We start from the raw sequence: 13068 nt of genomic DNA on the forward strand, positions 1-13068 counted from the left end.
GAATAGCCCTGCTTTGCTTGTTACCGGATGCTGCCGATTAGGCTCGGAGCATCCGGTCTTAGAGTCAGTTCGGGGACGCAAGCCAGATCTGAAACGGTTCCGAAACCGATCAACTAGTGGATAAGCGTCCAGCCGTTAAGATTACTGAATCTGATCTGTGATGACCAGCTTCACAACCTCTTTATGACTCACCGGATACGGACCACTCATGCCCTGCCAGTCACCGGACTGAGGCTCAGGTGTTCCGCCCTTGGCGATACGGGCCGTCAGGTTGACCTGCTCGGCACTGGACAGACGCGCCATCGGCGCTACCGCCATGGAATCATCCAGCGTTACCACAATCGGCAGATCAGCAACGGTCAGACGAGCTGCTGCCAGCGGCATTGGCGGACCACCCTGAGGCGCACGGGCAAAGATAAACACGGTATCCGTTGGGCTGGCACCCGCTTTCGCAGCAGCACTCAGATCCACTTCCACCTTGATGGATGGGCCCGCGATAGCAACATCAACGGTTTCACCCTGCTCTTCCAGACGACGTACCGCTTCACTCACACCGGCACGGATTGCATTAGCACTGTTCGGATCGCTGATAAACTTCAGCGCTTTCTGCCAGTAATCGATCGCCGCACGATACTCACCGGCTTCAAAGGAGGAGATACCACGCAGACCCAGAGCCGCAGCTTCATTCGGATCCGCCTGCAGGGCTTCATCCAGCAGAGCATCGATCTGAGGCGTCATCACATTCTGGTTAGCGAAATACAGCGCCTGAGCATGTTGCGCCAGAGCCACAGCGGTACGACCTTCGATACGGATCACTTCTTCAATCGCCGCAGCGGCATCAGCGAAGCGTCCCAGATTCATATAGGTACGGGCCAGCAGGAACCAGCCATCGGCACTGTCCGGATTCTGTTTCAGGCTCTGTTCCAGACGACTCACCAGCTCTTCCACCGATGGCATCTGACCACTCTGACGATCCATCGCCAGTGCAACACCGCCGCTGTTACCCTTGATGAAGTACCAGCCAACTGAACCCACCAGAATCAGGGCAACCAGTACCAGACTCAGTACAATACCCGGACGGGTGGAACGCAGTACCGGAATCTCTTTATCACCCACATCATCCAGCAGGGTCTGTTCCAGTTCTGATTTCATCTGCTCAAACTGTTCCGGCAGCAGGTTGCCCTGCTCCAGTTCGTTGTTCAGTTCCTGCAGACGCTGGCGAAACATCGCCACATTTTGTTCGGTTAATTCTTCTTCCGTCAGGCTCTGAGCCTGATTTCGGTTTCTTACCAGCGGCAGCAATACAAAGATGGCTGCCAGTGCAGACAAAGCTGCAATACCGATCCAGAGAGGTGTCATATCTCTAAAACTCAACTATCGGTGAATCCAACGCCGGCGAGCCGGCGACGTGTGGTGTTCTTAAACTCAGGTACTTCTGAGATCAGCCCGAATGCTTATTCAGCAGCTTGTTCAGACGCTCACGGTCATCCTCTGAGATCTGCTGAGCATCTTGAGCTGCCTTGCGATTGCCCCGCAGCAGCATAAAGACTACCAGCCCGGCCAGAAGCAGCAGAGCAAAAGGGCCAAACCACAGCAGATAAGTCAGAGAGTTCATCGGTGGTTCGTACAGCACAAAGTTGCCGTAACGTGCCACCATAAAATCCAGAATCTCTTCGTCGGTGTAGCCTTCATTCAACAGACGATAAACCTGCTGACGCAGATCCGCCGCGATACCGGCATCGGAGTCGATGATGTTCTGGTTCTGACATTTCGGACAACGCAGTACTGCTGCCAGATCCTGATAGCGGGTGCGCAGCTCGTCGTTTTTGAACTCGAAGGCATCAATGGTCGCCTGCGCCACCGGAGCGTAGGAAAACGCCGTGACCAGAGACAGGGCAACCAGCAGAGCTAACCACAGGGCTTTTATCTTATTCAGCGCCATTTGCTTATCTCCACTTGTTCACTTCTGGCAGCAGTTCGTTCAGCCAGATCTGACGATCGATCACACCAACAAAGCGGTAACGGACGATGCCGTCTTTATCGACAATGTAAGTTTCCGGCGCACCATAAACTCCAAGATCCAGACCCACACGGCCATCTTCATCAAACAAGCTGAACTGGTAAGGATCCATATATTCATCCAGCCAGCGGATCGCTTCCGGACGCGTATCCTTGTAGTTCAGACCGAAGATTTTCAGACCGCTCTCTTTGGCGATGCGCACCAGCTCCGGGTGCTCCTGACGACAGGAAACACACCAGGTTGCCCAGACGTTCACCAGAGAGACTTCACCCTTGAGGGCATCCTGAGTGATGGTCGCGTTCTCATCCTTTACCGTGCTCAGGTTAAACGCCGGGAAGGGTTTACCGATCAGAGCAGAAGGCAACTCGCGCGGGTCCAGTTTCAACCCTTGCCAGAGGAAAATGCCCATGACGAAAAAGATCACCAGTGGAATAAACAGCATCAGGCGACGTTTCATGCGGTAGCTCCTTCTGCAGATGAATCACTGTCTTTGGATGCAGACTTGCTTGCAGATTCAGTACCGGCTTTCGCTTTCACTTCACGGGCAGCCATACGGCGGTAGCGCTTATCCACAGCAGCCAACAGGCCACCCAGAGTCATCACCACACCACCGATCCACAACCAGCGTACATAAGGCTTGTGCTGAACACGCATCGCCCAGGCATCACCTTCCAGCGGCTCCCCCATGGCAACATAGATATCGCGGAAGATACCCCAGTCGATGGCCGCTTCCGTCATCACCTGATTACGGGCGATGTAACGGCGCTTCTGCGGGTACATCACAGCTTCCAGCTTGTCATCCAGGTAAACACGAATTTCTGCCTGATCTGCGGTCCAGTTCGGGCCATCAACGTGTTTCACTTCGATCATTTCAAAACGGTAGTCACCGGCTACTGCGCTGCCACCCGGTACCAGACGCACATCACGCTCCAGGGTGTAGTTGGACACCATCGCCATACCGACAACGGTAATGGCCGCACCGATATGACCCAGCACCATGCCCCAGTAACTACGGCCAAGGCCTTTCAGACCCGCGTAGTTCCAACCTTTGTTTTTCAGCTTCTCGTTCATATCACGCAGCTGAGTAAAGGTGATCCAGAACGCCAGTGTCATCCCCACGAAAACGTAGGTGTTCCACTCGCCGCCAGCGATAAACGGCAGCGCGGCACCCAGAACCAAACTCAGTACACCGGATAACCAGATGCGTTGTTTCAGAACCGGCCAGCCAATATCTTTCCAGCGGGATACCGGGCCAAGACCCATAAAGATACCCAGCACACTCATCAGAGGCACAAACACGGCATTAAAGTAAGGAGGGCCTACGGAGATCTTACCCAGACCCAGCGCATCCAGCAGCAGCGGGTAAAGCGTACCCAGCAGCACGGTCACCATCACGATAACCAGCAGGATGTTGTTCATCAGCAGGAAGAACTCACGGGAGATCCAGCTGAAACCGATTTTGGCTTTTACATCCGGCGCACGCAGAGCGTACAGCACAAAAGAACCGCCGATACAGATCACCAGCATCGCCAGAATGTAGTAACCGCGCTCAGGGTCGGTGGCAAACGCATGTACCGAGGTCAGAACACCGGAACGCACTAGGAAGGTACCCAGCAGACTCAGGGAGAAAGCGATAATCGCCAGCAGTACGGTCCAGTTTTTGAACACGCCACGCTTTTCCGTTACTGCCAGCGAGTGCATCAGAGCTGTACCCACCAGCCATGGCATAAAGGACGCGTTCTCAACCGGATCCCAGAACCACCAGCCGCCCCAGCCAAGCTCGTAGTACGCCCACCAGCTACCCAGTGCGATACCCAGCGTCAGAAACGCCCAGGCTACAGAGGTCCATGGACGGGACCAGCGCGCCCATGCGGTATCCAGACGGCCACCGATCAGAGCGGCAATGGCAAAAGCAAAAGCAACAGAGAAGCCCACATAGCCCATGTAAAGCATCGGCGGGTGAACGATCAGACCGAAATCCTGCAGCAGCGGGTTCAGGTCACCACCATCCGCTGGGAAGGTCGGCAGATAGCGATCAAACGGGTTCGAGGTCAGCAGTACAAAAGAGATAAAACCAACACTGATCATACCCAGCACTGAGATAACTCTCGCCAGCATATCGTCAGGCAGGCTGCGACTGAAGATGGTTACCGCAAAGCTCCAGGCCGCCAGAATCCAAACCCACAGCAGCAGAGAACCTTCGTGGCCGCCCCAGACCGCACTGATTTTATAGGCGGTTGGCAGAGCACTGTTGGAGTTATTGGCCACATAGGCAACGGAGAAATCATCCGTCACAAAAGCGTACGCCAGAAGAACCAGAGCCAGAGAGACAAAGAAGAACTGCCCCCAGACCATAGGAGAGCCATAGCTCATCCAGCCGGTCATTCTCAGCTGAGCACCTAACAAAGGAACAACAGACTGAACCAGCGCCATGACAAGCGCGAGAATCAGCGCATAGTGCCCCAGTTCAGGGAACATTAGTGCGGTCATAGTAACCTCGGTGATTTAAAAGGGTATTCTTTGCTGCAGCCGGTCCGCTGAATCCGGACACAGGCAAATTTTGGATAGAACAAGGCCCGAATCAATCGGGCCTGCTCATTGTGCGTTATTGTGCCGGCGCGCCACTCTCGCCATAAGCGGTTTTACCACTGGCTTTCAGTGCAGCTTCCACTTCAGGCGGCATATAGTTCTCATCGTGTTTCGCCAGTACTTCAGATGCTTCAAACTGGCCATCGGCATTCATAGAACCCATAGTCACAATACCCTGACCTTCACGGAACAGGTCCGGCAGGATACCGCTGTATTTCACAACCACTTCGTGCTCGTAATCCGTTACCGCAAACTCAACATCCAGACTGTCAGGTGCACGTTTGATACTGCCTTCAACCACCATGCCACCGGCACGGATACGCTGACCAACCGGCGCTTCGCCCTGAGCGATCTGGGTCGGGGTGTAGAAAAGATTGATGTTTTCCGACAGGGCAAACAACACAAGACCCACAGCCACCGCCACCGCAGCGACCATAGAACTTAACAGGACAAGTTTCTTTTTACGTTTCGGATTCATGATGTTTTTTGCTCCCGGCGCAGTTTACGCGCCTGCTCTTTAACCAGCTGACCTTTGTGCATGATGGGCAGCACAACATTGATTGCCAGCAGTACGGCACTTAACCCATAGGCCATCCAGACATAAAGTCCGTGACCGCCCATATTTAAAAACTCAGAAAAAGACTCAAAATACATAATGTTTTCTCGACAGACTCTTTATGTACCGCAGCACGCTGCCCCATATTCGACAAGCAAAATGCTCAGGGTTCAATTACCGGTTAGGTTCTGCTCAGCCCTTCTCACTGAGCAGCCCCTGAACCCACTGAGTGCGTTTTTCCCGCTCCAGAATCTCGTTACGGGTTCGCATCATCAGAACAACGGCAAAGAAACAGTAGAAGCCGATCACCATCACCAGAAGTGGCATCCACATCTCAGGCGGCATGGCAGGTTTTTCGGTCAGCTTGAACGTCGCTGGCTGGTGCAGAGTATTCCACCAGTCAACGGAATACTTAATGATCGGAATGTTCACCACACCAACCAGAGAGAGGATCGCACTGGCGCGGGCTGCAGATTGTTTGCTGTCAAAAGCTGACTGCAGCGCAATCACACCAAAATAGAGAAACAGCAGAATCAACATGGATGTCAGACGCGCATCCCAAACCCACCAGGCACCCCAGGTTGGTTTCCCCCAGACCGCACCGGTAAAGAGTGCGATAAAGGTCATGGTCGCACCGATAGGCGCACAGGATTTGGCCACCATATCGGCCACTTTCATCTTCCAGATCAGGCCGATGCCACCGGCAATCGCCATAGCGAAGAAGATCGACTGAGCCAGAATCGCGGCAGGAACGTGGATATAGATAATTCGGAAGCTATTACCCTGCTGATAATCCGCTGGAGCAAAGGCTAATCCCCAGGTCGTACCAACCGTAATCAGAAGAACGGCTGCTGCTGCAAACCAGGGAATCCAACGCCCGGTAATCTCATAAAACCACTTTGGCGAGCCCATTCGGTGAAACCAGGCGACAAATGTTTTCCACATGATGCTAACTCAAACTCTCTTCTTTCGATTAACCGTTCAGGCTGATGCGCAGTGCCGCACCGGCAGCCAAGGGGGCCAGAACCAACGCCGTCATAAACATAGCGCCCATAATGGCCAGATGACCGGCCACCGCCATTCCATTTACCGCAGCGATCACAGAGCCTGTTCCGAAGATCAGAACAGGAATATACAGCGGTAAAATCAACAAAGTCATCAGTACTCCGGTACGACGCAGCCCCACCGTTAGTGCTGCTCCGATGGCACCTACCAGACTCAGAGTCGGTGTTCCCAGTAGTAAACTCAGAAACAGAATGCCAAAGCCATCATCCGGCAGGAACATCATCACACCGAGTAAAGGTGCCAGCAGCGTCAGAGGTAAACCGGTTACCAGCCAATGCACTAAAACCTTGGACAGCACCATCACCGCTAGCGGGTGCGGGCTGATCACTAACTGCTCCAGCGAGCCATCGGCCATATCCTGCTGAAACAGACTATCCAGAGACAACAGAGTTGCCAGCAGCGCTGCAACCCAGAGAACACCAGCGGCAATCTGCGCCAGAAAATCAGATTCCGGGCTGATACCAAGCGGAAACAACGTCACCGCGATGGTGAAAAACAGCAAAGGGTTCACGATGTCTGAACGACGTCGGAATACCAGTAACAGATCCCGCTTCAGTGTGCCGGTAAAGGCGCGCCAGCTACTGGTCCGCACACCGTCTTCCCGGCGTACAACACGCTGTTTTTCGTGAGCAAGTTGAGGGTTCGCATCGTTCGCCATCAGGCTTGCTCCGTTTCAGATTGGTGACTCTGACCCAGTTGAATCACGTTAAGTTCCGTCGGCAGGGAAAGATTGTGGTGGGTGGTCAGAATGACGCCACCGCCCTGCTGAGCATGATCTGCAATTAACTGCTCAATCTCTTTTACACCGCCCTGATCGATCGCCGTAAAGGGTTCATCCAGAATCCACAGAGGGGCTGCATGCAGGAACAAACGCGCCAGAGCAACGCGACGATGCTGACCCGCAGACAGGGTATAACAGGGAACATCTTCAAAGCCGGTCAGTTTGACCTGAGCAAGGGCATGATAGATATGATCAGTATCTGCCGGATGATAGAGCGACTGATACCAGCGCAGGTTTTCTTCCGGCGTCAGGTTCAGTTTGATTCCCGGCTGATGGCCGATAAAAAGAAGGTTTTCACGAAAATGGTCAGGGTCATCAGCAACCGGCTGACCTTTAAAAAAGAGTTCACCATCAAAGTCCGGCAGCAGGCCGGCAAGAATTCGCAGCAAGGATGTTTTGCCGGTTCCATTAGGTCCGGCAATCTGCAGTACGTCTCCGCAGTGCAGCTTAAAATCGAGATCACTGAACAGCAACCGGTCATCCCGCTCACATGCCAGCCCCTGCCCTGATAGCAATTCTTGCACGTATCTAACCTTTTTGATGGATCTGCCGATATAGCTTCTGTTCTGCTTTTTAGTATTTGGCAATGCACCTTGGCTCAAAACAGAAGTGACCCAAGCGTCTAACTCAGCCTAAACTGGAACAGATCGGACGAAAAAATTGTTGGGGTTTTACATCATCCGGCCGAAGTCAGATAAACCCACAAAAGAGCGCACTTTACTACGATTCACCCAGTTGCGCCACAGACCTGCATCAAGGTCTGACTCGTCATAAGTGTCTATAAACATGCTGAAAAACAGGTTGTTATGCTAGAACAAGTCACACAGACACGGATAGACCAACAGATGGCCGCACTGATGGGAGCGATCCGTGCTGCCGTCAGTGGCAATACTGGCCTGAATCAGGGACAAACAGCCTTGGCGGTGGTTCAGGTGCCGCAAAATGCGGCTGCGCAGAACCAGAATCCCGGCACTCAGAATCAACAGGGTCAGGCGCAATCAGGCCAGCCCCAATCAGGTCAGACAACGGCTACTCAATCCGGATCGGCTCAAGCGGCCTCAGGTCAGACATCGACTCAGGTTTCAAATGGCCAGCTTGCAACCCAAACCAACACGGGTCAGGCCGGCGCACAAACAGCAGCAACTCAACAAGCCGTTCAGACTCAGCCAACTCAGGCACAAACTACGCAGGCTGCGGCTCAGGCAATGGTGAATCAGGTTAAAGCGCAGACATCGGCCACTATGGCTGCCGCCGTTGCCAGCGCCACATCAGCTCTAAAACCCGGCGCGAATGGTCAGTTGCAGGCTACTCTTTCGGCAACGAGCAACCCTGTCTCAACATCCACTCAAAACGCGGCAGCAGCACCCCAAGGGCAGACAGGGCTACAAGGAGCAGCATCGTTACAGGCACAAGCTCAGGCTGCTCAACAATCAACGACCGCGTCGCTGAATCAGCTGCTTAACCCCAATGGCAGCGGAAACAATCCGGTGCGGGTTCTGATTCCACAGACAGGCCAGAGCGTTGAACTCCCGCAGCTAAAACCTCTTCCTGCAGGCACTCAGATTACCTTGCGTCAGGCGGGCAGTGCCCAGGTCGACATTATTAAGGTACAGCTGCCTCAGAATCAGTCTGTTTCTCAAAACCAGCAGACATCCCAGAATCAAGCCGTACAATCGAACAGTGCAATCGCAAATCAGGCAGCACAAAAAGCGGCTCTTCAGCAAACTGCTATGACAGCACTGAGAGAATCCCTACCGGTTCAGCAGCCTGTGGCAGAAACTCTGGGCAGAATTCAGTCTCTACTGCCTCAGCTCAGTTCAGTACTCCGTGATAACCCGGCATTGCAGCAAGCAATGCAGATTATCGACAAGGCAACACTCAAGCTGTCCACTGAAGCGTCCCCTACTGGGCAAGCCGTTAAACAAAGCATTCAACGCAGCGGTGTTTTCCATGAAGCAGTCATGATGCAAGCTCTGCAACAGGCAGCGATGCCAAGTGGCGCGCCCATTACTCCGGTGGGCGATGATCTGAAAGGGGCTTTTTTCCAGATTTTCCGCCAGCTGACCCGAAGTGGCAATCAGGCAGAAGGTAGCTCAGAGCGCCCGCCCAGCAACAACGCTAAGGTAAGCGCCGAAGCGACTGCCGATGGCAAACAAGCTGCGCAGACTCAATTGGCAAGAAGCCTTCAGGAAGGACTTGCTCGTATCAGGAGCAATCAGCTACAGAGCAGTCCTGCAACCCGGGGAGCAGAACCTGCCGCAGGTGCAGCCATACAAACTGATATTCCCATTGCACTGAACGGACAACTATCTGAGGTCAGAGTTAAAATTGATCAGGAGGTTTGGCCCGAAGAACAGAATCTTCAACCGGGTGAAGAATACAAACGTCGCTGGGTAATTGATCTGAGCTTTTCACCACCGGAACTGGGCAATCTGCATGCACGTCTGCTTTATCAGAATGAAAAACTGAAAACACACCTTTGGGTTGAACAGGATGAGCAGCTGCCTGGTGTGAGTAAAAAGCTACACGAATTAAAAGAGCGCCTCAGCGCTTTAGGTATCGAAATTGAAGAGGTTCGCTGTCAGGCAGGAACGCCACAACAGCCGCCCAAACCTGGTGTTCTGAGTCTTAAAGCATGAGTACAGAAAACTCTATACTGAAAGCCCGTGCTCAGGGCAGTAAAAAAGCGGTCGCCTTGCAATACGAAGGTTACAGCACTCCTCGCGTGACGGCTAAAGGCGAGCATCTGGTTGCTGAACAGATTGTCCTGCTGGCACGGGAAAATAATATCCCCGTCTACGAAGATAACAGTCTGGTGCAGGCACTGGCGCAGGTCGAGCTTGGCGAGGAAATTCCGGAACTTCTTTATATGGCGATTGCCGAGATTATCGCTTTTATCTATCAGCTGGAACGATCACAAGGGGGGGCCGAGAAGGTTCGTAAAGATGTTCTGACCCGCCGGGATATGCTAAAAAACCGTTATCGCCCCTAAACAACTCTGCCCAAGAAAAACGACAAGCAACAAGTATCAGATAAGCAAACCTTAAACGCAAAAAGCACCCTAACGGGTGCTTTTTCGCATGGTCGGCACTTTATTTCAGCAAGAAACTAAAATCAGAAATTTTCCAGACTAGTATCAGCTCTCTGGCGATTTCTAAGCTCAGTGTGGACCAAAGCAATCAAGTCTGCCTCTACACGGGCAAGGCCACAGTTTTCAACCAGGTCATCAGATGTGGCGCCCATCTCAACTAAGCGAATCGCATAATTGTAGGGAAGACTACCGACATCTTTCTGCTCGAGATCAGCCTGACGCTCCATAGTTTGATTGAGCTTCTTCTCAACTTCCAACAGACGCTGTCCCACACCAATTGAGCCACTGCCCATGGCGTGAGTTTCATTACGAAGCGACTGAACCAGCATCTGAGTCTCGTGCTTATTACGATCCAGCAGACGACGCAAAGTCAGAACCTGCATAAAGCCGTAGACTGCAACCAGCACGGCTATAATCGCAACAGCCCAAAGAATGAGATTTGCCAAAGAATCCTGCATAAAACACTCAAAAGCCGCAGATTAAAGCGCTGCGACTTCTGCCCACTCCTCGTCACTCATCAGCTTGTTAAGCTCAACCAGAATAAGTAGCTGGTTGTTCTTATTGCAAACACCCTGAATGAACTTGGCGCTCTCTTCATTACCCACATTAGGCGTGGTTTCGATCTCAGACTGACGCAGATAAACTACTTCAGATACCGAATCAACCATAATACCTACAACCTGCTGGTCTACTTCGATGATTACGATACGGGTTGAATCGGTCGTATCAGCTGTCATCAGACCAAAACGCTGACGGGTATCGATAACGGTTACAACATTACCACGCAGGTTAATAATACCCAGCACGTAGGAAGGAGCGCCCGGAACCGGTGCAATCTCGGTATAACGCAGTACTTCCTGAACCTGCATCACATTGATGCCGTAAGTTTCATCCGCCAGGCGGAAAGTTACATACTGCAGAATCGGATCATCAGAACCTGCTGCGTTTTTAGCTTGAACAACATTTGCCATGCGAATGCTCCATCTAAATCGTTAGTTTTGCTTCGTCAAAACTAAGCTCTGTTCATAACCGGTAGACCGGCCAATTATTCTTCGTCAGCCATCAGAGCCTGTAAATCTACAGGCACTTTATCGCTATCCAGCAAGCGGGCAAAGGCCGCTACATCAATCAGGGCGCACATATGATCAACAACAGTACCGGCCAGCCAAGGACGACGTCCCAGTGACGTTCTCCACTTCACCTCATCAGGATCCAGAGAAATGGCTTCTGCGACCTCATGACAGGCAAGGCCCCACTCACTATTATGAATTCGGATAGCGAAGCGGAAGTCCGGCTTATGATCATCATTAATATGTTCAGACATCACCCATTGCGCGGTATCTACCAAACCAACATTCATGTTGTTGGTACGAACAATACCCAGAAACCACCCCGGTTGGCCAAACAATGGCGTTGGCTCTTTTTCAAGCTTGTGGATACCGCCGAGCTCTGCCAGCGGAACAGCCAATTTCAAACCTTTTACAACAAACAACAGACACTCAAAACGCCCCTGTGCCCAGTCCGGCCGACCATTAGTCCAGCCTTCATTCTCTTTGGCTTCAAGTGCTGTATCCGTTTGTTCAGCAACCAGATTGTCCTGTTCGATTTCAGCCTGAATATCAGCAATAGGATCAGCAACAGAAACCTCTGGCTCAGCCTGCTGGATTTCAGGTTCAGCAATCTCAACTTCTGGCTGAACTTCAATTTTCTCTTCGACAACTGTTTCAGTTTTAACTTCTACTTCAGGCTCTGCCACCTTCAGTTCCGGCATAACAACGGCCGGAGCTTCCTGATAGGCGACATCTACCTTGGGCTGCTCAGCCTCAACAGCTTGCTGACGCTGACGAATCTGTGCTGCGGCTTCCCGGGCGTATTCACGAGCCGAAGGTGGTGCAAAAACACGAGTGCCTTCATCTTCCGGGAAGGACATCTCTGCTTCAGCCTTAGCATCAAGAGCAGATTCAGGACTATCAACGGGCTGTTGAGCAACCTTAACAGCCTCGGTCTGCCGAGGAGCAGGGTCTGTTGATGCTTCCTCAACAGTTACCTCAGGTTCGTCGTATTCAGCGACATCCTGCAACAAAGCCTCAAGATAGCCTTCGATCGCTTCCTGAGGTGATGTAAAGTCCTGAGAATCGTGAGCCATTCTACTGCGCCCCCGGTTTTTGTCTGTGATCAGTTTGCTTCTCTAACAGGTGTTTTAGCAACACATTGTAAGCATGTACACCACGACTCTGTGAATCCAACATTGAAGGCGGCATTCCTGCCATACTGGCATCCCTGAACTTGGTGTCGACAGGAATCATGGAGTTCCAGATGTTCTCAGGATAGGTATTTCTCAATAGTCGCAAACTCTGCACTGAAGCCTGAGTCCGGCGATCATAAAGTGTAGGCACTACCGTATAAGGTAATTCATTTTTGCGGGCACGGGTCACCATATTCAGGGTCCGCATCATCCGCTCAAGACCTTTAATCGCCAGAAACTCAGTTTGTACCGGAATAATCAGGTGCTGAGCAGAAGCCAACGCGTTAATCATCAGCAGGCCCAATACAGGAGGGCTGTCGATCAAAACGTAGTCAAAACGATTCCAAAGCAGAGCTAAAGCCCGAGAAATCACTAACCCCATGCCACCCTGTGCGCTTACCTGGCGTTCCAGAGTTGCCAGCGCTGTAGAAGCCGGAATCAGTTTCAGGCGATCATGACCAGTGTCCATCAACAGACTCTCTGGCAGATCTTTAGGAATATTCTTACCCTGCTGGAAAAGGTCATAAGCACTCTTTTGCAGCCCATCAGGGTCATATTTGAAATAACTGGTCAGAGACCCATGCGGGTCCAGATCAAGCAGCAGCACCTGATGCCCCTGATCAGCCAAAAGGCCACCAAGGGTTACGGTTGATGTCGTCTTACCAACGCCACCTTTCTGATTGGCAACTGCCCAAACATGCATGTAAGTGTCCCTTATTTG

At 52.2% G+C, this 13068-nt stretch carries 15 protein-coding genes; 2 read left to right on the top strand and 13 right to left on the bottom strand.

Going from position 1 to position 13068, the window contains the following annotated elements; genetic code table 11:
• Nucleotides 1-141: 141 nt before the first annotated feature.
• From ccmI to ccmA, 9 genes are all read right to left on the bottom strand, one after another.
• On the bottom strand, nucleotides 142-1374 hold the full coding sequence (gene ccmI / locus BV405_RS10455; RefSeq protein ID WP_140054550.1) for a c-type cytochrome biogenesis protein CcmI: 1233 nt from the start codon (nucleotides 1372-1374) through the stop codon (nucleotides 142-144).
• 67 nt (nucleotides 1375-1441) lie between these two features.
• The gene (locus BV405_RS10460; RefSeq protein WP_086480791.1) at nucleotides 1442-1942 is read right to left on the bottom strand and encodes a cytochrome c-type biogenesis protein; all 501 of its coding nucleotides are present in this window, start codon (nucleotides 1940-1942) and stop codon (nucleotides 1442-1444) included.
• Nucleotides 1943-1946: 4 nt separating this feature from the next.
• Nucleotides 1947-2477, bottom strand: coding sequence for a DsbE family thiol:disulfide interchange protein (locus tag BV405_RS10465; protein ID WP_086480792.1), 531 nt, complete (start codon nucleotides 2475-2477; stop codon nucleotides 1947-1949).
• Entirely contained in the window at nucleotides 2474-4498 is a 2025-nt protein-coding gene (locus BV405_RS10470; RefSeq protein WP_176330141.1) for a heme lyase CcmF/NrfE family subunit, read from the bottom strand. Before BV405_RS10470 ends, BV405_RS10465 begins: the two co-directional genes overlap by 4 nt.
• Nucleotides 4499-4625: 127 nt before the next feature.
• Nucleotides 4626-5087, bottom strand: coding sequence for a cytochrome c maturation protein CcmE (ccmE, locus tag BV405_RS10475; RefSeq protein ID WP_086480794.1), 462 nt, complete (start codon nucleotides 5085-5087; stop codon nucleotides 4626-4628).
• Nucleotides 5084-5263 (bottom strand): heme exporter protein CcmD, encoded by a 180-nt coding sequence (ccmD, locus tag BV405_RS10480; protein WP_086480795.1) that lies wholly within the window; start codon nucleotides 5261-5263, stop codon nucleotides 5084-5086. The genes ccmE and ccmD overlap by 4 nt, the downstream gene beginning before the upstream one ends.
• Before the next feature lie 94 nt (nucleotides 5264-5357).
• Nucleotides 5358-6110 carry a heme ABC transporter permease gene (locus BV405_RS10485; protein ID WP_086480796.1) on the bottom strand — a complete coding sequence of 251 codons (753 nt, stop codon included), beginning with the start codon at nucleotides 6108-6110 and terminating at the stop codon, nucleotides 5358-5360.
• A 28-nt stretch (nucleotides 6111-6138) separates the two neighbouring features.
• Nucleotides 6139-6888, bottom strand: coding sequence for a heme exporter protein CcmB (gene ccmB / locus BV405_RS10490; RefSeq protein ID WP_086480797.1), 750 nt, complete (start codon nucleotides 6886-6888; stop codon nucleotides 6139-6141).
• On the bottom strand, nucleotides 6888-7535 hold the full coding sequence (gene ccmA, locus BV405_RS10495) for a cytochrome c biogenesis heme-transporting ATPase CcmA (RefSeq protein WP_086480798.1): 648 nt from the start codon (nucleotides 7533-7535) through the stop codon (nucleotides 6888-6890). The genes ccmB and ccmA overlap by 1 nt, the downstream gene beginning before the upstream one ends.
• Nucleotides 7536-7856: 321 nt before the next feature.
• Here ccmA and fliK point away from each other — a divergent pair, with 321 nt between their 5' ends.
• Nucleotides 7857-9650 (top strand): flagellar hook-length control protein FliK, encoded by a 1794-nt coding sequence (fliK, locus tag BV405_RS10500; protein ID WP_176330112.1) that lies wholly within the window; start codon nucleotides 7857-7859, stop codon nucleotides 9648-9650.
• Entirely contained in the window at nucleotides 9647-10003 is a 357-nt protein-coding gene (locus BV405_RS10505) for an EscU/YscU/HrcU family type III secretion system export apparatus switch protein (protein ID WP_086480800.1), read from the top strand. The genes fliK and BV405_RS10505 overlap by 4 nt, the downstream gene beginning before the upstream one ends.
• A gap of 122 nt (nucleotides 10004-10125) precedes the next feature.
• Here BV405_RS10505 and BV405_RS10510 read toward each other — a convergent pair whose 3' ends face one another.
• The 4 genes from BV405_RS10510 to BV405_RS10525 all read right to left on the bottom strand — a co-directional run bounded on the left by BV405_RS10510 (nucleotide 10126) and on the right by BV405_RS10525 (nucleotide 13050).
• Nucleotides 10126-10560, bottom strand: coding sequence for a DUF2802 domain-containing protein (locus tag BV405_RS10510; RefSeq protein WP_086480801.1), 435 nt, complete (start codon nucleotides 10558-10560; stop codon nucleotides 10126-10128).
• Between the two features lie 21 nt (nucleotides 10561-10581).
• Nucleotides 10582-11073 (bottom strand): chemotaxis protein CheW, encoded by a 492-nt coding sequence (locus BV405_RS10515; RefSeq protein ID WP_086480802.1) that lies wholly within the window; start codon nucleotides 11071-11073, stop codon nucleotides 10582-10584.
• Nucleotides 11074-11147: 74 nt separating this feature from the next.
• Entirely contained in the window at nucleotides 11148-12248 is a 1101-nt protein-coding gene (locus BV405_RS10520) for a chemotaxis protein CheW (protein WP_086480803.1), read from the bottom strand.
• A 1-nt stretch (nucleotide 12249) separates the two neighbouring features.
• Nucleotides 12250-13050, bottom strand: coding sequence for a ParA family protein (locus BV405_RS10525; protein ID WP_086480804.1), 801 nt, complete (start codon nucleotides 13048-13050; stop codon nucleotides 12250-12252).
• Nucleotides 13051-13068 lie beyond the last annotated feature (18 nt).

Source organism: Oceanospirillum sanctuarii, assembly GCF_002150805.1.
GTDB classification, from domain to species: domain Bacteria; phylum Pseudomonadota; class Gammaproteobacteria; order Pseudomonadales; family Halomonadaceae; genus Oceanospirillum; species Oceanospirillum sanctuarii.